Raw genomic sequence first — 26274 nt, 5'->3', positions numbered from 1 at the left:
CTAAAAAGGCCGTTAAACCAAGGACACAAAACAGCAGGCTTGTGCTCCTTCGTCGCTAATTTTAGCCTGCTATTTTGTGCCGTTTACGGCAAGCGTTATATCTAAAAATGTACGGAGTTTATTGATGTTTCGAAAACTGATATTTGTTGTATCCTTATTGTTGCTAGCGGGATGTGCTTCCACTGGTGCTAAAAAATCATATAAGCCAGTGAAGAAGATCTATGAGACAATTCAATTTAACCCCGTGTTGGGTGAGATTCCTAGCGATCATCCTGAATATCTAAAAGCAAGTGGAGAATGCGAAAGTACTGTTTATGCAGAAGGAATTCAGATTAATGGTGAAACAGTAAAAGATCGAAGCAAGCTAAACAAGATATCTACTGAACATATGTCTGAGTATATTAAGAATAGGCTTTATAAAGATCTAGATATAAATGGTGCATATCACGGAGCAAGTGCAGCTGTTTCTGTCACAACAGGAAATTACACTTCATCATATAGCTCTAAGAGCAAGCCTAAGTCATATAGTGATTATATGAAGGAGTACATGTCTCTCGAAAAGCCACAAGATATAAAAGCTATAGACGCCCTCCAAGAGAGCTATATAAAATGTATGCGTGAAGATAAACAGTTTAGGCCGTTCAAAACAATAGTTAAGGATGCAAAAACCGGCGAAGTTATAATGGTCCACGAACTAAAAAAATAGGATATAACAAGCCAATCAAGGGGATGCCTGGCGGCACCCCTTATCGGGGCGTTGGTATGACTCCCACTGTCAAGTTAAACACACTGATCCTTGCCTAACTTTTTAAGCCATAATTTTATAGTCGAATTAGAGCGAGTTAATACATAGGGTGAAGCAAGTAATGTCGCCGGTTTTCATGCTGATATTCGTTGGTTATTACTATTTCTAGTAACAGAGCAGACCTTACTTAGTTCGTCGTGACACCTGTTTTCAGTCTATGTTCGTGGTTCAATGCTGCGTTAGCTGCATTGCCATCCTAACGCCATCCGGTGGTTGTGCCACCCCCGATGCTTGGCCTCACCGACTCTCTATTAAGCAAGCAACTATTCAAATCGGGTGCTAAACTTCTGATAATTCAGTTTCTGGAAAGTGGTATGAAACCGCCTTTGTATAAAGAAGATAAGTTAACGGTAGAGCAAGAATCACAGCGACAGCAGATAGAATTAGTCTATCAATCGGCCCGCTACAATCAGTTATTAAGTCCTCTAGTCGGAGCTATTCTCGCTTCGGTACTATGGTCTTATGTTTCAAACACTATGCTGATTAGCTGGGTAGTTTGCTTGTTTATACTGGGAGTTTGGCGTCATATTCAAGCAAATGCCCGTCAAAGCGTGCCAAAAAATATAAAAATACTAAAGGCATGGGCACGCACTTATTTGATTAGCCTTGGATCTGTTACCAGTATGTGGGGCTTCGGTGGGGTGTGGCTTATGTCGAGCCTTGAGGGGGAGTTGCAAATAGTGGTGTTTTGTTTCCTGATGGGGATGTCTGGAGGCTTTGCTTCACTTTACGCAGCTCATATCCCGAGTGTGGCTGTAAGCCTGCTGACGATCATGGCACCTGCTGCTGTATTTCAGTTTCTGCAAGGAGGTTTGTTTCATATTGCTTTAGGCTTAGCTGGCATTGTGTTTATGGGAGGGGTATACCAAGGCCCCAGGTTGGTGGAACGTGCGCTTCGCGAAAATCTTGAGTTGACCCGGAAGCTGGAACGATTGGTAAATATCGATTTACTCAGTGGCCTATACAATCGACGCGGTTTTGTTAGCACTTGTGGTCCGTTATTAGCTAATGCTGGGCGAGCGGGACGTTCATCTGCTCTGCTGATGCTGGATGTGGATAACTTCAAGCAAATCAACGATCAATATGGACATGCAACCGGTGACAGTGTGATACAGTTGATGGGTGAAACGCTCACAGTGCAAGTAAGGGAAGGAGAGTTTAGTAGTCGCATAGGAGGTGAGGAGTTTGCTGTTTTCTTACCCGATGCCTCTGTAGAACATGCCGTGGCGTTAGCAAATCGAATCTTAAATGCCGTCCGTAATAATCAACTAGAGGTGAACGGCATTACCATTAGTATTACAGTGAGTATTGGCGTTGCGGTTTCAAGTAATAAAAACCACTCATTTGATGCACTCATGCAAGCAGCTGACACCGCGCTATATCAAGCAAAAAATAATGGTAAAGACCAAGTGAAAACTGCGTGATTAGTGACAAAACTAATGGGTTAACAGCGCGTAGGGGGAGTATCAATTGGAGTGCAGTTGTTTGAGGAGCAATAGCTTGCTCCTCGGCAATACGTTACTTATCAAAAGCACGTTTCATAAAATTAGGTGTCGCTAGTGCGCCTTTATGAATACCGGTATTGTAGTACTCGGTATCAAATGCTGCATTATCAACGTCTTTTTCACGGAATCCTGTAAATTTCTCACCTTTACGCGCCATGGTTGCAGACCAAAGGCCGCTTGGGTAGATTGGTTGAGGGAAAGGCAATGTTTGCAGATCAACGAAGCCAACTTCTAACATCGCATCACGCATCTCTAGTAGCAATGGCATGTGCATCAGTGGTGATTCACTTTGCTGGATCAAAATACCGCCAGAGCGTAGCGCTGCTAGGCAGCTTTTGTAGAAAGCGTGGTTGAATAAACCTTCACCAGGGCCGACCGGATCGGTGCCATCAACGATGATGACGTCAATAGATTCAGCTTGTGCTTCACGCATGTATTTAATGCCATCATCAAACATTACCGTGGCGCGTGGGTCATCGTTAGACTCGCAAAGCTCCGGGAAGTATTTTAACGACATTTGCGTCACAACTTCGTCGATATCAATCTGGGTCACTTTTTCAACACCTGGGTGTTTTAGCACCTCACGCAATGTGCCGCAGTCGCCACCGCCAATGATCACGACATTTTTAGGGGCTGGGTGTGAGAATAGCGCTGGATGGCTCATCATTTCGTGATAGAAAAAGTTTTCACGCGTGCTCACCATAGTGCAACCGTCAATGATCATCAGGTTACCAAAATCCGTGGTTTCAAACATTTCTACTTTTTGAAAAGGTGATTGGATTTCGTCTAGTTTTTTGTTGACTCTAAGTGAAAAAGCGCTGCCATCGCGGTCGCTAATTTCAGTAAACCAACGGTTTGCTTCTAAGTTTGCCATGATTGTGTTCACACTTGATAAAAATTAGCGCAATTCTGCCAGTGCTTGCGCCTTTGCTCAATCAATTTTAGCTAACATTTTGTACTTTGCCTCATATTGGCACTATTCAACGATGAGGTTATTTAGAAAGTTTGTAAGCGAACGAAAACGCAACTTTAGGTCGCATTGACTGGTTTGGCGTATTAGAATGAAGCTTTATAAAGATTTAATTGAGAGCAGCAATGACTTGGGGTCTGCAAACAGCACGTTCTATCTATAACGTTACACATTGGAGTGACGGTTATTTTGATATTAATGAACAAGGTCAATTGGTGGCATTTCCAGATGGTGATCGCACCAAGCCACCTATTCTTCTTTGTGAATTGACCGAACAATTTAAAGCACAGGGCCTTACTTTACCTGTGTTGGTGCGTTTTACTGACATTTTAAAACATCGTGTCGATACCTTAACTCAAGCCTTCACTGCTGCACGAGCCCAGCGTGACTATCAAGGACAGTACACCTGTGTATACCCAATTAAAGTCAATCAACAACGCTCTGTGGTCAGCAAGTTGCTCGCTCACCCAAGCGGGCTTGTCGGACTAGAGGCTGGCTCTAAGCCTGAGCTAATGGCAATACTTGGTGTTGCACATCAGCCGATAACCATCGTATGCAATGGCTATAAAGACAGTGAATTCTTGCGCTTGGCTTGTATTGGTCAAGCCATGGGTCATCAGGTTAATATCGTGGTAGAAAAGCTTTCTGAGCTAGATACGCTACTCCAAGAGATTGACGAGCTTGGTATTGAGCCTTCTATTGGGATCCGGATCCGCCTAAATTCGGTAGGTAAGGGTAAGTGGCAAAATACCGGTGGTGAAAAAGGTAAGTTTGGCCTGACCGCCAGCCAAGTATTGCAAGCCGTGGAGCTGCTTAAATCACACAATCGCCTGCACCTGATGCAGCTGGTGCATTTTCATATCGGTTCTCAAGTTGCCAATATTCGTGATATTCAACGTGCGCTAAAAGAATGTGCTCGTCATTATGCAGAACTATATCAACTCGGAGTACCGCTACGTATTGTTGATGTGGGTGGTGGCCTTGGGGTGGATTACGAAGGCTCCGGTTCTCGCAGTTCATGTTCAATGAATTATACTGTTGCAGAGTACGCGAAAAATGTGGTTCATGCTTTTCATGATATCGCAGAACTTAACGACATCCCGCATCCGGATATCATTACAGAATCAGGTCGTGCACTTACAGCACACCACGCGATGTTGATCACCGATGTCATCGACGTTGAGAAGGCGCCAAATCAAGAAGAGCCGATACAGCCTCAAGATGCAAGCCCGTTGGTGCTGCAGGAATTATGGCATTCACTGTCGCAATTGACACCGCGCATGGCACTAGAAACCTATCATGATGCCATGCATTTATTTAGCGATGCACATGACCAATACGTGCATGGTTTGATAAGCATGCAAGAATGGGCACAGCTAGAGCAGCTTTACTTCACCACACTTCATAAAGTACGTGAATGCTTGAGTGAAAATGCTCGAGCGCACCGCGAGGTATTGGATGATCTCAACGAAAAGTTGGCAGATAAATTGTTTGTGAACTTCTCTTTATTCCAGTCATTACCGGATGTGTGGGGGATTGATCAGCTGTTTCCTGTTATGCCTATCGACAAGCTCAATCAGCCATTGACGCAAAGGGCCATTATACAAGACATTACCTGTGATTCTGACGGCCAGATCAACAGCTATGTTGAAGGTGCAGGCATTGAGTCTAGCCTACCTATTCCTGAGTATGTACCCGGAGAGCAATATCACGTTGCGATGTTCTTGGTTGGAGCTTACCAAGAAATATTAGGGGATTTACACAACCTCTTTGGTGACACCGACTCCGTGCATGTTGAGCTTTGTGATGAGGGATATAAACTCACCAATGCAATTAAAGGTGACAGTGTTGAAGATGTATTGCGCTTTGTTCATTACGACAAAGCGGTATTGTCAGAAAACTATGCTCAACAAATTGCGGCTTTATCACTGCCGGAGTCAATTAAAAGCCAATATCTACAAGAGCTAAATGCAGGTCTTGAGGGCTACACGTATTTCGAAGACTGATTTTTCGAGGTGTAATACCACTTTGCGCTAATACGTTGCTCATTGTGAGGACGCAAACTTAGTATAAAATAGAATAAATAGTAGCCGACCAACTGGTCGGCTTAATTGTGTGTAATTTTCAGGGTATGATACAGCTCTGCCGTAAAACACGATGAGGGAATGAATGTCGTTTATTCGAAAAGTACTCAGCCTGCTGCTGTACACCGTTAACACTATTTTTTGGTTTATACCTATTTTTATCTGTGGCTTGATAAAGTTACTTCCCATTTCGCCACTACAAAAAGTCATGAGTTATATTGCCAAAGCGTGTGCCAGTAATTGGGTGGCTTGTAATTCGCTAAGCCAAAACCTCATCGCACCCTATACGCTCAATGTGAGTGGCTTAAATGAGTTAAAACGCAAAGACTGGTATTTGGTTATTGCAAACCATCAAAGCTGGGTTGATATTTTGGTTTTGCAGCGAGTGCTACATGGCAAAATTCCATTTCTAAACTTCTTTTTGAAAAAAGAGCTACTGTACGTTCCTATTCTTGGGCTAGCCTGGTGGGCATTGGACTTCCCGTTTATGACGCGTACCAGTAAATCGCAACTGAAAAAAAATCCAAAGTTGCGTGGTAAAGATATAGAAACCACCCGAAAAGCCTGTGAAAAGTTTAAAACAATGCCTGTGAGTATTGTAAACTTCGTTGAAGGTACACGTTATACCGAACAAAAACATACCAAGCAAAACAGCCCGTTTACGCACCTGCTAAAGCCAAAAGCCGGTGGCATTGCGTTTGTGATGCAAGCGATGGGTGAGCAGATCAGTAAAGTGGTCAATGTTACTATTCATTATCCCGGTGGTGTACCAACATTTACAGACTTTATCAGTGGTAAAGTAAAGTCAGTCAATGTTCAGGTGGAAGTAATGCCCGTCAGTGCAAACTTGATTGGTGACTACACGAATGATCCCGAATTTAGAGTGCGTTTCCAATCTGAACTAAACGCACTGTGGCAAGCAAAAGATGCGCAACTTGTGGAGCTTGCCGACAGAAAGTAGTAGAAGGATGTTGTGATGTTAAAACAAATACTACCTAAGTGGTTTCTTGGACTATCAGCCAGTGCTTGGTTGCTGGTGAATACCTTTGTTTGTGGTTTATTGGTGCTCTTGTTTGGGATTGTGAAACTACTCATACCGGTGAAGTTTATTTCTACTGCATTGCACTTCTTTTATGGTATGTGGTGTAAAGGTAATTATGTGGGGCTGCGTATTGCCTGCAATAAAATTCGGCTGAGCTTGCCTAAAGAGCTACATTCTCAGGGCTGGTATTTGTTAATTTCTAACCACCTTAGCTGGCTCGATATCGTTGTGCTCAGTGCTATGGATGTGCTACCAGCGCCAAAATTCTTTTTAAAAGACGAGTTAAAATACGTGCCATTTATTGGCACGGGTGCTTGGGCGATGGGCATGCCATTTATGAAGCGGGCAAGTAAGGCACAAATTGCCAAAAACCCCAAATTAAAGGGGATGGATGTGGAGCGTACAAAGGCCAGTTGTCGAAATTTCCGCGATCATCCAACCACGGTTATCAACTTTGTAGAGGGTACACGGCACACCAAAGCAAAACACCAACATCAAAAGAGCCCGTTTCAATATTTACTCAAGCCAAAGGCTGGGGGCGTTGCGTTCGCACTTGAAGTATTATCCGAGCAACTTGATGGGATGCTCAATGCAACTTTAGCCTACGAGCTTGAAGGTGAACATATTTGTCGTGCATTTATACTTGGACGCTTAGCCGCAATTGATGTAAAAATAGACTATATCGCGATGGCGGATATTCCACTTGGTAATTATCAGGCCGACAAAGCATACCGCGTAGAGTTTCAGTCTTTTATGAATGAAGTTTGGCAACGCAAAGATTGCCAGTTAGAAGCACATTGGCAATATCACGCAGCGCCAAACGAAGCGCTCAATGAGGAGCTAGAGCAACTATGAAGTTTGATCACCTTCATGATGTCGTTCAACCTTGGTTAGAAACCCTACCGCAAGGCACTGTGATCAGTGCCTTGTTTACCAATGGTGTGGCGGTCGTCGGGCTGTTACTTTTGTACTGGGTGATCCGCCGTCTTGTATTGCCAAATGTTGAAAATCTTGCTCGTCATATTTCGCCTCGCAAGATAGGTCATCTTGCTCCACAACTGAGCAAGTTTAGTGGTCGTTTTGCTTTTGTGTTGTGTTTATTGGTGTTTTCAGCGTACCACGAGCGACTATTTGTAGCACCGGCTTGGGTGTTTGTTGTAATGGAGACTATGGCCTATGTACTATTGGTTGTCTCATCTGGGTTTCTATTCAGTAGCTTAGTTAACCTCGCCAATGGTGTTTACAACCTTTTTCCTTTTGCAAAAGAAGTTCCAATCCAAGGCATAGTACAGGTCATTAAACTACTGATATTTATTGTTTGTTCTATCCTAGTTGTGAGTATCTTGGTTGATAAATCACCTACTTATATTCTTTCTGGCTTTGGTGCCATCGCCGCGGTGATTATTTTGGTATTTAAAGATACCATCCTAGGCTTGGTGGCAAGTATTCAAATTGCAGCAAATCGTTTAGTGACGACAGGAGACTGGATCCAAGTGGATGCATTTGGTGCTGATGGAGAAGTCATTGATCTTGGACTCAATACAGTGAGAGTACGCAACTGGGACAACACGGTAACGACAATCCCGACCTACATGTTGATCTCCGACTCATTTAAAAACTGGCGTGCAATGCAAGAGTCGGCAGGGCGCCGGATCAAGCGTGCTATTCATATAGATTTTACTAGTATTGAGTCACTCAGCGAGCAGCAAAGAGAGACGTTAACTCGGCAATATCCTTTAATTGAAAAACTTGAGGATGTCCCTGATGAAATCACTAACCTTGGTCTATTTAGACGTTACGCTGAGACGTATTTAAAACAGCACGACGCAATTAATCAAGACTGCTTGTGTATGGTGCGAGAGCTTGCACCAACGCAACATGGTCTCCCTGTTGAGTTTTACTGTTTTAGCCGTGATAAGCGTTGGGTTTTTTACGAGCATTTGCAGGCCGATATTCTCGACTATATGCTTAGTGTAATGCCTGCTTTTGGTCTTCGGCCATATCAAAGCGTGAGCGACTACTTTGGCGCACACCGGGTTAATACCAATTAGTCTTAATACTTGCTCAATTTGAGGGAGCAAATCTGACGCTAACTGCGTTAAAAATTTCTCATTTAGAACAACTAAATAGCAAAATTTTTGCCTTGCCTACACGGATGTAGGTACCTTGGCGATAGCAGGATGCGGTAGCGGTGTTATCGACAAGATTCTCTCGCCTCAAAATAGATCACCTAATTAAGCTAATTGGTATAAGATAAAAGCTGGACTAAAGCATTAGGTTTTATACCAATTGTTTAATATACGATGTATCACTTTGGATGCGATACATCGTGTTAGCAGCTTGCATATAAATCAAAAAGGAGAACTGATGTTCTCCTTTTTTGCGAGTTACGCGGGTAAATATCTATATGATTGAGGGGCGGTGATATTTTCACCAAGCTCACTTAAACATAAAGGGCGCTCATATTTGACTACATTTCCAACCTTTATGGCTGTACCTCTTTCTCTGCCTAAATAGTATTCATCGAAAAATTGTTTAGAAATGCCCGCAGCTTTCTTCGTTCGGTGCCAAAGTAGCTCTGGGTGTTCGGATATGACATCTTCAATATCAAACTCACCGACCACTTTACCTACAGGCATAGTTGAATAGACTACGACTGTTTTAACGCCATTTCGTTTGAAAGTGTTTTTCCTAAACTCAAATTTTTTTGTGCCTTCAAGGATTTTATCTACAAACTCTGGCTTAATCGACAATAAGACTTTCATTGACCCCTCCTAACCTAGCAATGTGTCTAAACTGCTGGTTCGTTAACTGCATCACACCTGGGTATGCGTTTTTATCAATCCCGACTTCCTCAATCAGGCGACCACGAGTAATACGTCTGGAAAGAGCCGCATTATAAGTGAATCTGATGATATGACAGTATCTTTTTTCATTATAGATTGTTATTAATTCATCGTTAGAAAAAACAGAGTAAGGGGCGCAATATGATAAAAACTCCTTTAATGAGCTGAACTCATGGATATGCCGATATTCTTCGACCACTCCGATTGAAGTGGCTACTGACCGATACCAAGCAGATCCTTGACCGTCTGATGTACGATAAATAACCAATCCGTCTCCAGGTCTAAAATAAGATACGCCTTTCATCTTACAAATGAAGATTTTATGGATGCTATTTGTGTGAGAAACGTCCTGAATAATGTCATGAGTTTCGTTGTTTAGAATGGAATCAGGCAGTAGTCGGGAGTGGAATTCAGGATAAATTGATAACAAATACTGATTAGCTTGGTTTAAACTTACAAAGGGGTAGCTTTGTATAGTTGAGCCTACTTGCTCTCTCATTATTCGAACTAAAACTGACTCAGTGCCATTCGTAGTACTTTTTGTGCCACATGTTATAAATCCATATCTTGAAAACAAACTTTTCAAATATTCATGCTTATCAAATACTGTCACATAAATACTATCAACGTCTTGTGCAAGCGCATGGTCAAAAATCTTTTTAATAAATCTTTCTCCACGACGTGTTCCATGTGAGTTGAACTTAAAAGTGCCAACTTTCAGATGCTTGCCAGGTGGTAAGTGTGGAGAAATATCGGTAATAGGGCCCATTTCTTCTTTTAAGTACATGAATCCGTCAATAGCACGCCCATCTACCAATACGTATGCGAACTCATTTTGCTCTGCTTTACGGAAGAACCAAGCTGGAAACTCGGAATAATCAGCTCGCAATGTATCAAAAAAAGAATCCTGTAGATTAATTTGCCTGAAGGGCATATAGTGCAGGCTTTCCATAAGCTTACTCCAAGTGGGAGCTGATAAATAGAGTCAGCTCTAGTGTATCGTTATTAGTATCGTGGATAAAAAGAGGAACATCTAGCCGTTCGGCTACAGACTTGGCATGTTCTAGTTCACTATTGTTCAACTCTTTATATGCTGATTTGTCGTGTTGTATGCCATCTCTTGCGGCAATTCTCTCTAGGACCACTTTAACATCACAAGTTAGAACACACATAGCCACAGGCTCAATAGATAAGAATGTTTCTTCTGGCACTAGTTGAACGTTATGATTAGCATCGAACAGTGCAAAATGTCCATCCAACAAAAAACAAGGATCATCCACAAACTCATTTAAGGCCGTCAGCAGAACATCTTGGTTTTTTGATACATTAGCAACGGATTTGTTTTTGGTAAAGAGACCTTGCTTTGCTCTTTTTATCAGATCACTGGCTGAATAATGAGGTATATTAAACTCAGAAACTAATTTGTTACAGAGGGTAGACTTTCCGACACCATGAATGCCGCCAATAAATATCACTTTCCTTTTCATCACTACATTTCCATATACGGTATAAACAAATATATAGAACTAAAGCTTCCATCAATTGTCAATGTAATATTAATAAATATTTAATTGATGTGAGTTTATGGCTGTCATACGTATCATGATAGCCCCGATAAATGTCAGGCCATTAACATTTGGTTATTTCGCCGATAGTCTTGCTAATAACCCCGCTACCATCTTGATGACCCATCATGAAATGATGACTCCAATAGTGCGAATAGTTTATCTCTAGCTGATTTTCTACGCCAATCTTCTTTCCAAGCCATTTCATTTGCATAGTCAATCATATATGTCGCTTGCATTTTGTGTGTTGTTCCATGTTCACAACGACTAAAAAAGACTCGGCTTGATTGTTATTTATCTCATCTATCGCTTAGTATTCATTCGAATTATCGACTGTTTAATGGGTGAATATGATTTTATAAGAGTCATAAGCCTTATTATCATCATTTTTTGGTACACATGTTTCTTAGCTGGTGAGAAACAGGTTACGGAGTCTTAAGTACTCAGTTTCTGATGAAAATTCAACTTCAAGAGATTGAACTACAGCATAGAAAACCTAGGGAATTGATGCATCCGAACCTTTCGGAACATTTCTAGGTGCTTCAATAAGGCTGAGGATAAAGATCCATACTTTAACTTTTTTGAGTTAAATTTTTCTAGTTAGTTGTAGTTCAGGTACGTGGATAGGCACTTCATGAATATCGATTACACGCTCTAATGATGCTACATCGGTGTATATTTCTTTCAAGCTCAACGAACTCTGATTTAGCAGAGATGTACTTTTTAGCAAGTTAAGAAACCGATGACGGAGTTCTTGTAGTCATGTGAAGAAGCTTAACTTTTTCACATGATCATTTCATATGCGACAGCTACATAATAGCAGTATTAGCCTTGGTCACTGTGAGCACTAAGCGCTTTAGGCTGTAGCGATGAACTGAGCTATACATTACCAGCAACAAGACCAAACACCACAAAAGCAATCAGTAATTGCCAGATAGCGGGCTTTAACCACTTCAAGACCACAAAACCCAGCACTACTGCAACCATATCTAGCCAACTGTGCACGGCGGAAAGCCAAATAGGCTGATAAAATGCTGCCGCTAAAATACCTACCACACCAGCATTTAACGCAGCACTGATACTGGCAAAGCGAGGCATGGCGATCAGTGATTGCCACTGTTGATTAAATGCCCACATCAATAACAGGCCAGGTAAGAAAATTGCGACTGTTGCTATGATTGCACCTAAGATAGGATTGATTTCTGGTGCTGTCGCGCCAAGAAAGCTGGCAATGGTGAACATAGGACCTGGAATTGCTTGTGCTGCGGCATAAGCGGTTAAAAAGGTTTCCTGTGCGATATTATCAACGCTGGTTTGCAATAAGGGCAATACGACATGACCACCGCCAAATACCAAAGCACCAGCTTGATAAAATTCGGCAAATAGCTGAGTTGGTAATGCCGCAAAGGTGAGCAAAAATAATCCAATAAACAAAGCAAACACCGACCAGTTAGTGCCACTGTGCGGGTTACCCTGAGCACTTGGTGCGTTGCTAAAAGAATAAAAGCAAGCAATCACGGCGAGGACTACGAGTATGCCAAGTTGAGAGCCCAAACTTGGTAAAAACAGCAGCACGAGCGTTGCGATAAATGTGACGATTTTAAGTGCCGTGGTTTTACAAAAGCTTTTTGCCATGCCGAGTACCGCGTCAGCCACGATGACAACAGCAAACAGTTTTAGCCCATCAATAATGGCAAGCGCCGACCCTGAAAGTTGTTCGGCCGTTAATGCCAGTAGTACCATCAACAAGAAAGAAGGTAGGGTAAAACCTAAAAAAGCAGCAACCCCGCCAGCAACTCCCGCTTTTTCAAGACCGATGGCAAATCCCACTTGACTAGAGCCTGGGCCTGGTAAGATCTGCGAGAGACTAATCATGTTGGCGTAGCGCTCGCTACTTATCCATTTTAAGTTATCGACAAAGTGTTTTTTAAAGAATCCGAGATGTGCGGCAGGACCGCCAAAACTTGTGCAGCCTAATAAAAAAAACTGATAAAATATTTTCAGAAACATAGTTTACCTTGTGATATTGTTAACTCTATATCCTTACAGTTTTATATGACATTTTTATGACTATTGCGTACACATGGGTCGCAGTTGGATAATCACTATGCAAATAAGATTATTGCCGTATTTGTTTGCTTTGCTTACAAGTTTTACCGCCTTTGCTCAACAGATAAACGTTGCGGTTGATCATGCGCCCCCTTATAGCATCATCGAAGACAGTGGTGAAGTTCATGGTTTAATTCTAGATATTCTTACCACCATTCGCGAGCAAAGTGCTATCGATTATCAAATTAATGCGGTGCCATGTCCGTTTTCTCGCTGTATGCGCATGCTAGCACAAGGTGAGGTGGACGTGATGGGAGGCTTGATACGTACACCGAAGCGGGAAAAGATCATGCAGTTTGTAGATCCGGCTTACATGACTTTGACTTCCTCTTTTGTGTTTTATGCAAGACGAGATAGCGACATTACCGTAGAGCAATACACAGATCTTTATACCAAGCGGATCGCAGTCATGCGAGGTGGTGCTTTTTATCCTCGCTTTGATGAAGATAGGGAGCTTAATAAAGTACCTGTTTTTAGTGAACGTATTGCCTTTGATTTATTACTAAAAGGGCGCGTTGACCTAGTTATTGCTGTTGAGGATACAGCTGAAGTTGCCATGGAAGTATTAGGTCAACCGATTGAAAAGCTAAAGAAGGTATCTTATCGACATCAACAAGCCATTTATGGACATATGGCGATGAGTAACCAATTTAATGATAGTCCTCTAGCGCAAAAAATTCGTCAGGCAATGGCGCGTCTAGCCAAAGAAAAGCAATTAGACAGCGTGGTTGCAAAGTATAAGCTTCCCCCTGTCTCTGAACATATTCAAGGTGTAACACTGCCACATCCTTAACACCCCCAGCAAGCACGCTTCAGCGAGCGTTAATTGTTTATTGCAACAATAGACACAATCAAGTTGAATTAAACTCAGGTGGGATAATGATTGCAAGAAATATGTTAATCGGTGCAGCAGTGGTGGTTGCGTTGTCAGGATGTGAAATGAATAACACAGGTAAAGGCGCTGCGATTGGTGCAGCGACTGGTGCTGTGCTAGGAAAAGCAACCGGTAATCATAAAGACAAGCGATTAGCAATTGGTGCTGCCGTTGGTGCCATAGCCGGTGCAGCTATTGGTAATTATATGGACAAGCAAGAAGCCGCTTTTAATCAAGAATTGGCAGGTACTGGCGTGGAAGTGGTACGAGAAGGCGATCATATGCGTCTAGTTTTACCGTCGAATATTACTTTTGCCAGTGGTAAATCAGCGATAAGCCCTGGTTTTTATAACACATTGCAAGGTATTGCACGTGTTATGCAACAGTACGACAAGACATTCCTCACGATTGTAGGCCACACAGACTCCACAGGTTCAGCAAGTTTCAACCAAACGTTATCTGAGCAACGTGCTAATAGCGTGAAGCAGTACCTTTTATCGCAACAAGTGTTGCCGGCACGATTATATGCAGAGGGGATGGGAGAGTCCCAACCTGTTGCAAGTAATCAAACTGAGCAAGGAAAAGCACAAAACCGCCGAGTAGAAATCAAAATTATTCCAAACCGCGCGTAGGAAAATCAAGGAGTGCTATGTTTGAGCACTCCTTTTTATAGATTTCGGCTGCTATAAAAATAAGGTATTTATCGAATTAACAGATAAATCAGGCCTGCGCCGATAATGCCCCCAACACTTAGGGATAAGATTGCAGTAAACAAGAATAAATGGTAACTCACTGTTTTGTCAGCTTTGTTTCCTTTACTTTGGAGCATGCCAGTCAAATCAATAAGCTTGGCTTGGGAGATTTCAAACACTGCACACAAGCTCATGACAGTCTCTTTACTTGCCGTCCCGTCGCTCTCGACGCGTTGAATTGTGCGTAGACTAACTCCAGAGGCATCTGCTAAATGTTGCTGAGTCCAACTCTTTTCGGTTCGTAACTGCTTTACTGTATTGTTATTTATTTGCATGATCTACATCCTTGATGCGCTTTTAAAGTACTGTGCTGCCGTACCAACGCCCCAAGTAGTAGGCTAGAGTGAATAAGAAAATGCTGGCAACCAGGCCGTAACCCATAAAAGTGAATATGATCTTGGCTAAGGTCAACTTTTCATTTACTGGAGTGCTTGATTGTCTACCAAGTATTTTTTTTCCTTTGAGTAATAGGCACTCAGTTTCAAAAGTAAAACTGTTAATTACGCAAAATTTGGCTTCATAGTCCTGATCTGCAAAAGTAAATCTATGGGTGCCTCCAAAAGAAAAGTTGCGCTTTTTAGAAACACAAACATCATCAACGAAAACATACTCACAGCCATTTAGAACGTTTGCACAGCATGTAATCTGGTGATCTCCATCTTGGAAATATACTTTGTAGGTAGCTTTTTCTAGTTTTTCTAAGTCAGACATATTGAACTCCAGTTAAGTTGTTGTCTCCACTGTGCCTGTTTCTCCATTAAAACACGCCGACACACTTACGTCAGCGCTTAAACTGTCATATGACAATAATTTATAAAATTAATTAACTTAATGATTTTAATGCTTTTATACCGAATGTTAAGGTTGGGTAAGACATGGAGGTCAGAAAAAGCACTGAGCTTTATAAAGCTTTATGACTCAGTGCCTCAACAAAAAGAGAGTCTAATGTGTTTAAAGCGTGTCACACACCACTTCAGCTTTGCAGGTAATTACGCTGACATTGGTGTAACCGATACGTGTAAGTTGCTCTGCGGCAAAAATAGCACGGCCACCAGCAGCACAGTGCAAATAAATTGGTCGGTCTGCGTCTTTTTCCAGTTCAGGAAGTTTAAACTCCAATAAACCTCGAGGAATGTTGATTGCCCCACTGGCCGATTTTTGGCTATGTTCGGCGGGCTCTCGAACGTCTATGACCAAGCCATTATTTTGTGTGATCTCTGATTTTGCTTGCGCTGCATCGATACAACGCTGATTTGGCTTTACTGTTTTTAAGACATCTTGGGCAGATATCAGCATACGTCACTCCTTATTAGTTTACTTGTCTCATTATGGCTTACCTTTCCTGAATGCCAAGTTTCTTCAAAATGGTGATCATTGGACACCAGTTTGTAAACGCAGATTGCACCAAGTTGGCACATATAAATACACTAAACCAGATCCAATCGGGACTGACAAAATGTGTAAGCAGTAAGGAAATTGCAAACATCACACCAGCGATTAATCGAAGTAAAGGATGTAAGGTCATAACGAAACTCCAATATATTAGTTATCACTAATATTAGACATTGCTAATGTTTGTGTCTATACTTTGTGCAAATTTATTTTTAGGGAGTCAGCATGGATCTTCAGCAAATGGCACAAAATGCCGAGCAGGCGGAGTCGCTACTTAAATTAATGGCAAATAAAAATCGTTTGATGATTCTGTGTTCACTGCAAAAACAGGAGTTAAGTGTTAGTCAACTTAATGAGATGGTGCCACTTACACAGTCTGCTCTATCTCAGCACTTGGCCAGTATGCGAAAAGCTGAAATCGTATCAACTCGCCGTGATGGAGCCACTATTTATTACCAAGTCAGTGATAGTCGGGTGGCGACCATGCTAGAAAGTCTGTACCAGCTTTTTTGTGCTAATTGACCTGTTAGGATGCACTGATTTATGCAAAAGATAGATAGCGCGATTAAGCAAAGCTTACAAGGGCATTTGCCCACGCTTATTTTTCTGTGTTCTATTGTCCTTGGTTTATTTGCACTGCAAATGACACCGAGAGAAGAAGAACCACAAATTGTTGTGCCAATGCTAGATATTCATGTGGAAGTGCCTAACACCGCCTCTCCAGAGGTGGCACGTTTGGTTACCACACCGCTGGAAAAGCTGCTATTACAAATTCCTGGTGTAGAGCACGTATACTCCACAACGCAAACAGGGGCTGCGGTTGTCACATTGAGGTTTCATGTTGGAGAAGACAGAGAGCGGGCGATTTTAAATACCTACACAAAATTGAACGCCAATCAGCACACCATGCCCGGTATCGTAAAGCAATGGCAGATCCGCCCTATAGAAGTAGATGATGTGCCAATCCTCATGTTGGGGTTGTCTAGTTCAAACCCTGCCTTGTATGGCGACTATGAACTGACGCGTTTCGCACAAGAGCTATCTATACAGCTGCAAACTATTCCAGATACCAGTGAAGTCACTGTAATTGCAGGGCGAACAAGAGCATTACGTGTCGAGTTAGATTTGGCCGCATTAGCTGCACATCAAACTACGCCAATGGATGTGCTAGGGGCGATCCAGGCGAGTAACCAAGTTGAGCGGGTCGGGCAGGTGAGTGCAGGCAAGTATTCCTTTACCTTTGAGTCTGGGGATGCGATCCGCGACAAGTCTGCGCTTGAAAACCTTACCGTTAACGTGATCAACGGCAGTGGGATAGTCTTAAAGGATGTGGCTGCGGTGATCGACGGGCCAAGTGAGCCTGAAAGTTATCAGTGGCTTGCAAGCAGTAACCTTGGTATGAATGCGCCGCTGGTGACCATTGGCGTGGCAAAACAAAAAGGCAGCAATGCCGTGACTGTAGCTGAGCAAAGCCTCGCACTCATCGCTCAGTTACAACAAGACCTACTGCCTGCTGAAGTGACCGTAAAAGTACTGCGTAATTACGGAGAAACAGCCAATGATAAAGTGAACAACTTAACCTCCAGTTTGGCCTTCGCGGTGTTTACTGTGGTGGTTTTTGTTGGTGTCTTCCTTGGCTGGCGTCCAGCGATTGTTGTGGGGTTGGCAGTGCCTATCTGTTATGGCATTACACTAGGGCTAGATTTTGCGTTTGGCTATACCATTAACCGCGTTACTTTGTTTGCATTAATTCTGTCCTTGGGCTTGCTGGTTGATGATCCAATCACGGGGATCGATAATATTAGTCGATTTATTCACCGTGGGAATGGACAAGATAAAGACAATAATATTGTTGCTGCCATGGTAGAAATAAAGTCGGCACTACTGATGTCTACCTTGACCATTATTATGGCATTTATTCCGCTGGCATTTATCACCGGCATGATGGGGCCTTATATGGCACCAATGGCATTTAATGTGCCGATAAGCGTAATAGCCTCAACCTTAGTGGCCTTTTTAGTGACGCCATGGTTATCTAAAAAATTACTAAAAGCCAAATCAATACCAAAAGCGATTGCCCCGCAAGCCTCTTTTTATGGCAAAGTGATGTTGCCATTGCTAAAACATCCCACCAGAGCCAAGTGGGTGCTATGGGCTGTACTTGGGCTGTTTGTTGCTAGTGTCAGCTTGCCGATATTTCGAGCCGTGCCGCTTAAACTGCTGCCGTTCGACAACAAAAGTGAAATCCAAGTATTAATTGATATGCCCGAAGGCACTAGCCTTGAGCAAACCGCTGCGATGGCCAAACAAATACAGGGGATTGTCTGGTCCGAGGCGGAAGTAACCGATATCGCTGCGTTTGTTGGCAAACCATCGAGCATGGATTTTAATGGCATGGTACGTGGTTACTATCGTAGGTATGGGCCTCATCTAGCTGAACTGCGTGTGCTTTTGGTAAATAAAGAAGCGCGAGCGCATCAATCTCATGCTGTGGTGATGCGACTACGTGAGAAGTTACGGCCGTTCAATCAGGACTTAACCCAAGTTAAAGTGGTCGAAGTGCCGCCTGGCCCGCCTGTTTTGAGCACACTTGTTGCCGAAGTATATGCTCAGCCATTTGTGTCTCGTGCTACTCATGAAACCGCCGCTCAACAAGTTGCAGAAAGGCTAAAGCAAGAGCCTCATGTGGTAGAGGTGGACACGTCTATGGCTACTCCCACCGTATTTAAACGCTTTGTGGTCGATAAGCAAAAAGCTGCGCTGTCTGGTGTCGCCACTGCGGATGTGAACCAGTCTTTGGCCATAGCCAGCAGCACAGTTCGAGCAGGGTTTCTTTATACCGAACATGAAGCAGCAACGGTGCCCATTGAATTAGGGGTAAACTATGCTCAGCGTAATCAATGGCAAAACCTATTAGCTATGCAAGTTCGTGGCCGCCAAGACTTAGCAAAAACCACACAAGAATATGGCTTAGAGCAAGCTGCCAGGCCATTGGTGGCAATCGCTGAACTGGGTGAGTTAACGTCCGTACCAACCGCTCCCATAATAATGCGTAAAGATCTTCAAGAAGTGATTTATGTGTTTGCTGAGCTTAACGGCCGTACACCAGCGGAAGTCATTGCCGATGTCGTTGCGGACGAAAACCAACAGCAGGCTCAAAGCCATTGGTCATCGCGCACCTTTTTACAAAGTGGTGGTGGCATTAGCTGGTCTATGCCTGAAGGCACCAGTTATACCTTTAAAGGGGAAGGTGAATGGCGTATTACAATTGATGTATTTAGAGATATGGGGATCGCGTTTGCATTTGCGCTTGCTGCAATATTTGTGATTTTACGAATACAAACTGCGTCGAGTAGTTTGTCGTTGATTATTATGTCGGCCATCCCTCTTACCATGATAGGGATCATGCCAGGTTTTTGGCTGCTTAATCAGTTTGGTGAACGTGTTATCGCTGGTGCACCAGAGCCGGTGTTATTCACCGCAACAGCGATGATTGGCATGATAGCGTTGGCTGGCATTGTAGTAAGAAACTCTCTTATCTTAGTGGAGTTTATCAATCAGTCTCGAGCGGCAGGCATGGAGATAATTGATGCCTTAATTGCAGCTGGGAGTGTTAGGATGCGGCCCGTGCTACTCACCGCAGGTACGACTTTATTAGGTAACCTAGTTATTATTTTAGACCCAGTATTCAGTGGGTTAGCACTCGCAATCATTTTCGGCATTATTGCCTCAACATTATTTTCGCTGCTGGTTGTGCCAATTGTATATTACTTGGTATTTAAAGAGACGCCAGTATCAGCTCAATCACTCACGAGTTCATCAGGTCAGGAGTCATCACATGTCTCGTAATAAAATTATTATTCCTGTCGTCGCCGTTTGCGCCTTACTACTAATGGTGGTGTGGCTCGCTGGTGGTTTCCAGAATAAATTAGCCCCAGGTACAAAAGCGCAGCAACCGCCGTATCAAGGTGAGCGGTATACGGTACAAAAATCCTCAGTTGCAATCATTGAGCAAGTGCCAGCGAGTGTCGTCGCAAAAGAAAATACCTTAGTATCGAGCCGGCTATTGGCTGAGCTAAAAACACTGAGTGTGAGAGCCGGTGATAAGGTCGTTGCAGGTCAGTTAATTGCAACCTTGGATGATGCGGAGCTTAAAGCGGAATTACAGCGTGTAGCAGCGCAGCAAGCGGCAAACTCGGCCAAGCTTGAGCAAGCAAAAAAGCAGTTAGCACGAAGCAAGTCTTTAAATGAAAAAGGGTTGATAGCGATTAATCAAGTTGATGAGTGGCAAGCCAGTGTGGATGAGCTGCAAGCACAAGATAGCGCTCTGCAAGAGGCCTTTCGCAGTGCCCAAGTGGCATTGGGGTATACTCAGATAGTAGCGCCTATCTCAGGTAAAGTGGTTGAGCGTTTACAAGAGCCTGGCAGTACGGTTAGTCCAGGAAGTGCCATTGTTTCTTTGTTTAACCCACTGCAATTGCAAATCGAGGCGCCAATTCGAGAAGCGCAAGTTAAACACATTCAGTTAGGCAGCGAAATTAAAGTACGTATTCCCGCGCTAGATGTGACACAAATGGCAAGGGTGTCGGAAATGGTTCCTGTTGCCGACAGCCAAGCACGTAGTTTTGTCATTAAGCTTGATATGCCGCTGATGCAAAACGTTGTGCCGGGCATGTATGCCTTAGTGGAGCTGGTGCTTGGAGAGCAGTCCGTGATCCAAATACCCACTCAGATGATCAGCAAACATGGGCAGTTAGCGATGGTTGAAGTTATTGAAAATGATCAGCGCAATAAGCGCTACATCCGCTTGGGTGCTGAGGATGGCAACAAAACCGTTGTGATCACCGGGCTCAACGAGGGCGATCAACTAGCTGTTCATTAACAGCTAGTTGTCCATTGTTTAGATGAAAGTGGCGATCTCTTCGAGTGATTTTTTTACTGTCGCATGTTCAGGGATAGTCGCTTCATCACTTGGATAGCCTGCAACCAGCAACATATAAGGGCGTTCATTATCTTTGTCTCTGCCGCATAACTCAGTTAAAAAGCTCATTGGCTTTGGCGTATGTGTCAGTGTTGCTAGTCCCGCATTGTGAAGCGCTTGGATCAAAAAACCGGTAGCAATACCTACAGACTCGTGTACATAGTAATTGGTATTTTTATCTTCAGCGTGGATCCCGCCTTTTTTCTGACTAAAAATCGCAATTAACCATGGTGCATGCTCAAGGTAGGGTTTTTGCGCGTCAGTTCCCAGTGGTTTGAGGGCGTCTAACCACTCATCACCTGCTCTTCCTCGATAAAATGAGCGTTCTAGCTCTTCAGCTGCAGCTCGGATCTGCTGTTTCTTTTCAGGGCTACCGATCGCTACAAAATGCCATGGTTGGTGGTTTGCACCACTAGGTGCTGTACCTGCGGCCTTTATACAAGTTTCAATGATTTCTTGTGGCACTGGGCGGTCGCTAAAAGCGCGAATACTATGACGCCTTTTACTGTTTTCCAAGAAGGCTTCTGCACGACTTAACATCTCGTCATGAGGATATTCGATAAAATCCGTCAGTGGGTGGTTGGCATGATCTTGCATGTTAGTTTTCCTTGGGTTTTGTAAACTAAGAGTGCTCATTAGTGTTTCAGTGTTTACTTTTATTTGCAATTGATATGTTTGTGTTAATTGTAACCATTTGAGGTAAGTGTTATATAAAGAGCAATAATAAAAATCCAAAAGGGAAATAAAAATGCTCGAAATATCAGGACTTTCAAAAACCTATGACAATGGTGTTCATGCTTTACGAGGCGTAGAGTTGAATATTCCAAAAGGAATGTTTGGTCTACTTGGGCCCAATGGCGCAGGCAAATCATCGTTAATGCGAACCATAGCAACATTACAATCTGCAGATTCAGGCTCAATACAGTTTGATGGTATCGATGTATTACAAGAGCCCAAAGCACTGCGTGAGCGGTTAGGTTACTTACCCCAAGATTTTGGTGTTTATCCTCGAGTTAGTGCCTACGACTTACTCGACCATATGGCCATTTTAAAAGGTTTGAATAACAAGAAAGTGCGTAAGGAAGCAGTAGATGGCTTACTTGCGCAAACCAATTTGTATGACCATCGTAAAAATGCCGTCAGTGGTTTTTCAGGGGGGATGCGTCAGCGTTTTGGTATAGCGCAGGCACTGCTTGGCGATCCTGACTTACTCATCGTTGATGAACCCACAGCAGGACTAGACCCAGAAGAGCGTAACCGCTTTCACAACCTTTTAGTGGGCTTAGGTGAAAGTAAAGTCGTTATTCTATCTACACATATTGTTGAGGATGTATCTGAGCTATGTCCGAATATGGCGGTATTGGCCAGTGGACAGATCTTACTTGAAGGTAATCCAATCGCGCTCACTGAACAGCTACAAGGAAAAATTTGGCGCAAATCTATGACGCTTGCCGAAGCGAAAGAAGCTGAGCAGCATTTGCCTGTCATTTCCAAACGCTTATTTGCGGGTCAAACCTTACTTAACGTATTTGCCGATCAAGCACCTGAAGGGTTTGACGCAGTTCCAGCTGATTTAGAAGACGTCTACTTTTCTACACTGCATACACATCGTAATAATCAAGCAGCGTAAGGAGTAGGCAGATGCTATTTAAAATGATGCGCTTTGAGCTGCGGTACTTTATCCGTCAGCCCTCTTTTTATGTCACTTCTTTGATCTTATTTTTGCTGACCTTTTTTGCGTCAGTTTCGGATGCTGTACAGATCGGTGGAGGGAGTAATGTTAACGTAAACTCTCCTTATGCTATCTTGCAAACCGTTGCCATTATGACGATTTTTTCCATTTTTTTGGTGGTAAACTTTGTTGGTAGTGCGGTGATAAGAGATGAACAAAGCAAGTTTAGTGAACTTATTTTAAGTAAACCCTTGGACTTAGCTCAATATCACTTGGGACGATTCCTTGGTGCTTATCTGGTCACCTTGATTGTGTTTTCAATGTGCTTAGTGGGGATCTGGGTAGGTTCAGGTGTTGGTGGTTTAGCCGGTTGGCTCGACGTACAACTAATCGGGCCTAATAAGCTCAGTTATTACCTAACACCGCTATTCATTATCGCAGCGCCTTCCTTGTTCTTTATGGCCAGCTTATTTGCACTGGTGGCACAAAAATTTAGAACCATGATAGCGATGTACTTAGTTGCTGTTGGTTTATTTGTCACTTACTTTGTCGCGAACACTATCTTCTCAGATATTGAATACCGAGCTATTGCTGCATACCTAGATATGTTTGGTCTATCAGCGATTTCAGCACAGTCAGAGTACTGGAGTATTGCTGAGCGTAATACGTTACTCATCAAGTTAGCTGATGAGGTGCTTTACAACCGATTAATTTGGATGGCTGTTGCGTTGTTCAGTTTAGTTGCGTTGACACTTAAATCATCTCACTATTTACCACAAAAACAAAAAACCAAGAGTAAAGCCAAAGGCGCTGGCAATCAAACTGCTGCCTTGCAGAATCGCTTTGACTTTAAAGCTGGCACTGGCAGTGCGTGGGCACATTTTTGTACCAGAACCACTTTCGAAGTGAAGCACGTACTCAAAAGTTATCCATTCTTAGTATTATTAATTCTGGCCGTTGCAACCTTAATACCGGCATTAGTGGGTTCTTTTAATTGGTATGGTACAGAAGTATGGCCTGTGACTTTCAGAATGGTGGAGCTGATCCATGGCAGCTTCTGGCAGTTGTTGGTAATTGTCTTGGTATATTACAGTGCTGAACTGGTTTGGCATGACCGTGACTCAAGAATGGGAGATATTGTTGATTCGTACCCTGTTGCAAACTGGGTATTTTGGGGCTCCAAATATATTGCTTTAGTAGCGGTAATGACGTTGCTATGCGTATTTGGTAGCTTAATCACGATTAGCTATCAATTAATGTCTGGTATAACCCAGATAGATCTTGCGCAGTATATTGTGCGGTTGGGTTATCTGTATATTTTAGGTTTTGCTTTTCAAACGACGTTAGCATTTTTGATACAGGTAATGAGCCCAAGTAAATATATGGGTATGGGCTTATTTGTTGTCTATTTCATTGTTTCAATCGTGTTGACCAATTTTGGTTTTGAGCACAACATGTATCACTTAGGCCAAACTTCTTCGGTGCCGTACTCAGATATTAATGGTTATGGTCATTTCCTCAGTGCTGCGCATTGGTACAATTTGTACTGGTTTGGTTTTAGCATGATGTTAGCGACGCTCAGCTATGGACTGTGGCCTCGTGGTGCCGGGCAAACGCTTAAAGCACGAATTGCGCAGATGAATTATCAATTAGGCAACACGGGTAAAGCATTATTGGCGTGTGGTGCTCTCATATTCGTGGGCAGTGGTAGCTACATTTACTACAACACCCAAGTGATCAATGAGTTTATCACTCAAGATGAAGCAGAAGATATTGCAGAGCAATATGAACAGCAATTTGCCCAGTACAAAGATGATCCCGTGCCAGTCACGTTAGATGTGCAGCTTAATGCCGAGATATTTCCGAAGACTCGTCGTATAGAAGCACAGGTAAAATTGTTGGTTGAAAACCGCTCTGATAAAGAGATTACGCGCTTCTTGGTGAATAAACCTAACCATACGTTAGAGTGGCAGGTTGAAATGGCTGGCGCTACGCTTGGTGAGGAGGACAAAACCTTTAAGCATGCTTGGCTTGAGCTCTCACAACCGATGACACCGGGCGAGCAGCGTGAAATCACGATGTCGGTCGTACGTCAAACGTTGGGTTTTGTCGATCAAGGCAATGACGTCATGTTGGTGAACAATGGCACCTTCATTGATAACGCTGAGCTATTCCCAACATTTGGTTATGATTTCTACAAACAAATTCTAGACAAAAGTGAACGCCGTCAACGCGGTCTTGAACCGCTAAAACGTGGTAATAAGATTGAAGAAACCCACTATCATCATGAGCCATTATTTGCGGAAAACTTCGTCACATTTGCAGCAACAGTGACAACAGATGAGTCGCAAGTTGCGATGGTGCCAGGCTATTTGCAATCTACACAGACCAAAGATGGCCGTACCACTTATGTTTATGAGATGGATGCCCCAATGTTGCACTTCTACAACATCTTATCGATGGATCTCGAGGTAAAGCGAGAAGAGTATAAGGGGATCGCACTTGAGGTTTACTACCATAAAGATCATGCGTGGAACGTCGATACTATGTTGCAGTCAACAAAAGACTCAATTGATTATTTCACTCGCGAATTTGGACCTTACCAGCATAAGCAAATGCGTATTATCGAGTTTCCTCGCTACCGAGATTTTGCGCAAAGCTTTGCCAATACCGTACCTTACTCGGAGAATATTGGCTTTTTAACGGACACCCGCAATCCTGATAATATCAACGTACCTTATTATGTGACCTCACATGAGCTGGCACACCAGTGGTGGGCGCATCAGGTGATAGGTGCTAACGTTGAGGGCTCAAATATCCTCTCGGAAATGCTGTCGCAATATTCTGCAATTATGGTGATGAAGGAAAAGTACGGTGAGCATAACCTCCGTAAATTCCTGAAGTATGAATTAGATCGCTATTTAAGTGGACGAGGTTCAGATCCGTATGAAGAGCGGGCGCTATCCAGAACCATAGGTCAGCAATACATTCACTACAACAAAGGCTCTGTTGTGATGCTAGCATTGCATGACTTACTTGGAGAAGCGCGATTAAATAGTGCCTTAAGAAGCTTCTTAAATGACTATCGCTTCAGAACGGATATTTACCCAACAACGCTCGACTTTTTGACTTACTTAAAAGATGGCGCCTCTGAACAAGAGCAAGTGTTCATCGAGGATCAGTTTAATGCAATTACTTTGTATGAGCTGAAGCTTGCGAGCGTTGAAGTACAAAAAGCAGCGCAAGAGGGGGAGCTTCATACAGTGACCTTAACGATTGATGCGGCGAAAAAGCACGCGGATGGTGAAGGTAACGAAGAAGAGATTCCGCTTAATCAAGAGATTGATATTGCGTTGTTCTCTGCTGATCCTAACAACATCCAAAGTGATGAAACGCTGTTATATCTGCAAAAGCATGCGATCACATCGGGTGAAAACAAGATCGAACTGAAAGTAAAAGCGTTACCGAAATTTGCTGGAGTTGACCCGTTTGTAAAGCTGATTGATAAGAAAACAGCCGATAATATCAAGTCACTCTAATTTGCTTGACGATAGTGAAAGGGCTTTTTATAAAGCCCTTTTAATTAGCCTGAGCTTCGGATAATTTAGTTTGTTATTAAGAACAATGAATTAACTCTTTTGTTATCCAAGCCTCAGGTTAATTAGGTGTCGCGAATA

23 protein-coding genes are annotated in these 26274 nt (G+C 43.0%); 13 read left to right on the top strand and 10 right to left on the bottom strand.

The window, feature by feature from the left end:
• Positions 1–124 precede the first annotated feature (124 nt).
• Entirely contained in the window at positions 125–706 is a 582-nt protein-coding gene (locus CEX98_RS19935; RefSeq protein WP_099643744.1) for a hypothetical protein, read from the top strand.
• A 413-nt stretch (positions 707–1119) separates the two neighbouring features.
• A complete protein-coding gene (locus CEX98_RS19930; protein ID WP_172439813.1) occupies positions 1120–2229 on the top strand; it encodes a GGDEF domain-containing protein in 1110 nt (369 codons plus the stop codon).
• Positions 2230–2323: 94 nt separating this feature from the next.
• Here CEX98_RS19930 and speE read toward each other — a convergent pair whose 3' ends face one another.
• Positions 2324–3184, bottom strand: a complete 861-nt coding sequence (gene speE / locus CEX98_RS19925) for a polyamine aminopropyltransferase (RefSeq protein ID WP_099643742.1) — start codon at positions 3182–3184, stop codon at positions 2324–2326.
• 221 nt (positions 3185–3405) lie between these two features.
• On the opposite strand from speE, the gene speA reads away from it, so the two are divergent.
• The 4 genes from speA to CEX98_RS19905 all read left to right on the top strand — a co-directional run bounded on the left by speA (position 3406) and on the right by CEX98_RS19905 (position 8457).
• Positions 3406–5286: a biosynthetic arginine decarboxylase gene (gene speA / locus CEX98_RS19920; protein WP_099643741.1), complete on the top strand. Its 1881-nt coding sequence runs from the start codon at positions 3406–3408 to the stop codon at positions 5284–5286.
• A 163-nt stretch (positions 5287–5449) separates the two neighbouring features.
• On the top strand, positions 5450–6325 hold the full coding sequence (locus CEX98_RS19915; RefSeq protein ID WP_099643740.1) for an acyltransferase: 876 nt from the start codon (positions 5450–5452) through the stop codon (positions 6323–6325).
• Positions 6326–6340: 15 nt separating this feature from the next.
• On the top strand, positions 6341–7261 hold the full coding sequence (locus CEX98_RS19910; protein ID WP_099643739.1) for an acetyltransferase: 921 nt from the start codon (positions 6341–6343) through the stop codon (positions 7259–7261).
• Entirely contained in the window at positions 7258–8457 is a 1200-nt protein-coding gene (locus tag CEX98_RS19905; RefSeq protein WP_099643738.1) for a mechanosensitive ion channel family protein, read from the top strand. Before CEX98_RS19910 ends, CEX98_RS19905 begins: the two co-directional genes overlap by 4 nt.
• 336 nt (positions 8458–8793) lie before the next feature.
• Here CEX98_RS19905 and CEX98_RS19900 read toward each other — a convergent pair whose 3' ends face one another.
• From CEX98_RS19900 to chrA, 4 genes are all read right to left on the bottom strand, one after another.
• Positions 8794–9171: an ASCH domain-containing protein gene (locus CEX98_RS19900; protein ID WP_099643737.1), complete on the bottom strand. Its 378-nt coding sequence runs from the start codon at positions 9169–9171 to the stop codon at positions 8794–8796.
• Positions 9149–10204, bottom strand: coding sequence for an N-acetyltransferase (locus tag CEX98_RS19895; protein ID WP_099643736.1), 1056 nt, complete (start codon positions 10202–10204; stop codon positions 9149–9151). The genes CEX98_RS19900 and CEX98_RS19895 overlap by 23 nt, the downstream gene beginning before the upstream one ends.
• A gap of 4 nt (positions 10205–10208) precedes the next feature.
• Positions 10209–10739 (bottom strand): ATP-binding protein, encoded by a 531-nt coding sequence (locus tag CEX98_RS19890; RefSeq protein ID WP_099643735.1) that lies wholly within the window; start codon positions 10737–10739, stop codon positions 10209–10211.
• A gap of 957 nt (positions 10740–11696) precedes the next feature.
• The gene (gene chrA / locus CEX98_RS19885; protein WP_099643734.1) at positions 11697–12827 is read right to left on the bottom strand and encodes a chromate efflux transporter; all 1131 of its coding nucleotides are present in this window, start codon (positions 12825–12827) and stop codon (positions 11697–11699) included.
• A gap of 97 nt (positions 12828–12924) precedes the next feature.
• Here chrA and CEX98_RS19880 point away from each other — a divergent pair, with 97 nt between their 5' ends.
• Both CEX98_RS19880 and CEX98_RS19875 read left to right on the top strand, forming a co-directional pair.
• Positions 12925–13719 carry a substrate-binding periplasmic protein gene (locus CEX98_RS19880; RefSeq protein ID WP_099643733.1) on the top strand — a complete coding sequence of 265 codons (795 nt, stop codon included), beginning with the start codon at positions 12925–12927 and terminating at the stop codon, positions 13717–13719.
• An 86-nt stretch (positions 13720–13805) separates the two neighbouring features.
• A complete protein-coding gene (locus CEX98_RS19875; protein ID WP_099643732.1) occupies positions 13806–14432 on the top strand; it encodes an OmpA family protein in 627 nt (208 codons plus the stop codon).
• A gap of 68 nt (positions 14433–14500) precedes the next feature.
• On the opposite strand, the gene CEX98_RS19870 is transcribed toward CEX98_RS19875, so the two are convergent.
• From CEX98_RS19870 to CEX98_RS19855, 4 genes are all read right to left on the bottom strand, one after another.
• A complete protein-coding gene (locus CEX98_RS19870; RefSeq protein ID WP_099643731.1) occupies positions 14501–14827 on the bottom strand; it encodes a helix-turn-helix transcriptional regulator in 327 nt (108 codons plus the stop codon).
• Between the two features lie 22 nt (positions 14828–14849).
• The gene (locus tag CEX98_RS19865; RefSeq protein ID WP_099643730.1) at positions 14850–15263 is read right to left on the bottom strand and encodes a hypothetical protein; all 414 of its coding nucleotides are present in this window, start codon (positions 15261–15263) and stop codon (positions 14850–14852) included.
• Between the two features lie 240 nt (positions 15264–15503).
• Positions 15504–15848: a rhodanese-like domain-containing protein gene (locus CEX98_RS19860; protein WP_099643729.1), complete on the bottom strand. Its 345-nt coding sequence runs from the start codon at positions 15846–15848 to the stop codon at positions 15504–15506.
• A gap of 37 nt (positions 15849–15885) precedes the next feature.
• On the bottom strand, positions 15886–16077 hold the full coding sequence (locus tag CEX98_RS19855; protein WP_099643728.1) for a YgaP family membrane protein: 192 nt from the start codon (positions 16075–16077) through the stop codon (positions 15886–15888).
• 92 nt (positions 16078–16169) lie between these two features.
• On the opposite strand from CEX98_RS19855, the gene CEX98_RS19850 reads away from it, so the two are divergent.
• From CEX98_RS19850 to CEX98_RS19840, 3 genes are read left to right on the top strand one after another with little or no spacing between them, the layout of a single operon-like run.
• On the top strand, positions 16170–16466 hold the full coding sequence (locus CEX98_RS19850; RefSeq protein WP_099643727.1) for an ArsR/SmtB family transcription factor: 297 nt from the start codon (positions 16170–16172) through the stop codon (positions 16464–16466).
• Positions 16467–16487: 21 nt separating this feature from the next.
• Positions 16488–19793, top strand: coding sequence for an efflux RND transporter permease subunit (locus CEX98_RS19845; protein WP_099643726.1), 3306 nt, complete (start codon positions 16488–16490; stop codon positions 19791–19793).
• The gene (locus CEX98_RS19840; protein ID WP_099643725.1) at positions 19783–20826 is read left to right on the top strand and encodes an efflux RND transporter periplasmic adaptor subunit; all 1044 of its coding nucleotides are present in this window, start codon (positions 19783–19785) and stop codon (positions 20824–20826) included. Before CEX98_RS19845 ends, CEX98_RS19840 begins: the two co-directional genes overlap by 11 nt.
• An 18-nt stretch (positions 20827–20844) precedes the next feature.
• On the opposite strand, the gene CEX98_RS19835 is transcribed toward CEX98_RS19840, so the two are convergent.
• On the bottom strand, positions 20845–21522 hold the full coding sequence (locus CEX98_RS19835; RefSeq protein ID WP_099643724.1) for a nitroreductase family protein: 678 nt from the start codon (positions 21520–21522) through the stop codon (positions 20845–20847).
• 151 nt (positions 21523–21673) lie between these two features.
• Between CEX98_RS19835 and CEX98_RS19830 the strand changes: the two genes are divergently transcribed.
• Together CEX98_RS19830 and CEX98_RS19825 are read left to right on the top strand one after the other, a co-directional pair.
• Positions 21674–22555: an ABC transporter ATP-binding protein gene (locus tag CEX98_RS19830; protein ID WP_099643723.1), complete on the top strand. Its 882-nt coding sequence runs from the start codon at positions 21674–21676 to the stop codon at positions 22553–22555.
• Positions 22556–22566: 11 nt separating this feature from the next.
• Entirely contained in the window at positions 22567–26136 is a 3570-nt protein-coding gene (locus CEX98_RS19825; protein ID WP_099643722.1) for an ABC transporter permease/M1 family aminopeptidase, read from the top strand.
• The last annotated feature ends 138 nt before the right edge of the window (positions 26137–26274 follow it).

Origin of the sequence: Pseudoalteromonas piscicida (genome assembly GCF_002744175.1) — a bacterium.
GTDB lineage: Bacteria > Pseudomonadota > Gammaproteobacteria > Enterobacterales > Alteromonadaceae > Pseudoalteromonas > Pseudoalteromonas piscicida_B.
This window is presented reverse-complemented; position numbering and strand designations above follow the sequence as displayed.

Excerpts from the sequence above, each read along its gene's own strand:
- CEX98_RS19830 (WP_099643723.1), top strand. The coding sequence starts at position 21,674 with ATGCTCGAAATATCAGGACTTTCAAAAACCTATGACAATGGTGTTCAT.
- CEX98_RS19840 (WP_099643725.1), top strand. The coding sequence starts at position 19,783 with ATGTCTCGTAATAAAATTATTATTCCTGTCGTCGCCGTTTGCGCCTTA.
- chrA (WP_099643734.1), bottom strand. The coding sequence starts at position 12,827 with ATGTTTCTGAAAATATTTTATCAGTTTTTTTTATTAGGCTGCACAAGT.
- CEX98_RS19860 (WP_099643729.1), bottom strand. The coding sequence starts at position 15,848 with ATGCTGATATCTGCCCAAGATGTCTTAAAAACAGTAAAGCCAAATCAG.
- CEX98_RS19880 (WP_099643733.1), top strand. The coding sequence starts at position 12,925 with ATGCAAATAAGATTATTGCCGTATTTGTTTGCTTTGCTTACAAGTTTT.
- CEX98_RS19905 (WP_099643738.1), top strand. The coding sequence starts at position 7,258 with ATGAAGTTTGATCACCTTCATGATGTCGTTCAACCTTGGTTAGAAACC.
- CEX98_RS19875 (WP_099643732.1), top strand. The coding sequence starts at position 13,806 with ATGATTGCAAGAAATATGTTAATCGGTGCAGCAGTGGTGGTTGCGTTG.
- speA (WP_099643741.1), top strand. The coding sequence starts at position 3,406 with ATGACTTGGGGTCTGCAAACAGCACGTTCTATCTATAACGTTACACAT.
- CEX98_RS19825 (WP_099643722.1), top strand. The coding sequence starts at position 22,567 with ATGCTATTTAAAATGATGCGCTTTGAGCTGCGGTACTTTATCCGTCAG.
- CEX98_RS19845 (WP_099643726.1), top strand. The coding sequence starts at position 16,488 with ATGCAAAAGATAGATAGCGCGATTAAGCAAAGCTTACAAGGGCATTTG.
- CEX98_RS19865 (WP_099643730.1), bottom strand. The coding sequence starts at position 15,263 with ATGTCTGACTTAGAAAAACTAGAAAAAGCTACCTACAAAGTATATTTC.
- CEX98_RS19855 (WP_099643728.1), bottom strand. The coding sequence starts at position 16,077 with ATGACCTTACATCCTTTACTTCGATTAATCGCTGGTGTGATGTTTGCA.
- CEX98_RS19915 (WP_099643740.1), top strand. The coding sequence starts at position 5,450 with ATGTCGTTTATTCGAAAAGTACTCAGCCTGCTGCTGTACACCGTTAAC.
- CEX98_RS19910 (WP_099643739.1), top strand. The coding sequence starts at position 6,341 with ATGTTAAAACAAATACTACCTAAGTGGTTTCTTGGACTATCAGCCAGT.
- speE (WP_099643742.1), bottom strand. The coding sequence starts at position 3,184 with ATGGCAAACTTAGAAGCAAACCGTTGGTTTACTGAAATTAGCGACCGC.
- CEX98_RS19895 (WP_099643736.1), bottom strand. The coding sequence starts at position 10,204 with ATGGAAAGCCTGCACTATATGCCCTTCAGGCAAATTAATCTACAGGAT.
- CEX98_RS19900 (WP_099643737.1), bottom strand. The coding sequence starts at position 9,171 with ATGAAAGTCTTATTGTCGATTAAGCCAGAGTTTGTAGATAAAATCCTT.
- CEX98_RS19850 (WP_099643727.1), top strand. The coding sequence starts at position 16,170 with ATGGATCTTCAGCAAATGGCACAAAATGCCGAGCAGGCGGAGTCGCTA.
- CEX98_RS19890 (WP_099643735.1), bottom strand. The coding sequence starts at position 10,739 with ATGAAAAGGAAAGTGATATTTATTGGCGGCATTCATGGTGTCGGAAAG.
- CEX98_RS19930 (WP_172439813.1), top strand. The coding sequence starts at position 1,120 with ATGAAACCGCCTTTGTATAAAGAAGATAAGTTAACGGTAGAGCAAGAA.
- CEX98_RS19835 (WP_099643724.1), bottom strand. The coding sequence starts at position 21,522 with ATGCAAGATCATGCCAACCACCCACTGACGGATTTTATCGAATATCCT.
- CEX98_RS19935 (WP_099643744.1), top strand. The coding sequence starts at position 125 with ATGTTTCGAAAACTGATATTTGTTGTATCCTTATTGTTGCTAGCGGGA.
- CEX98_RS19870 (WP_099643731.1), bottom strand. The coding sequence starts at position 14,827 with ATGCAAATAAATAACAATACAGTAAAGCAGTTACGAACCGAAAAGAGT.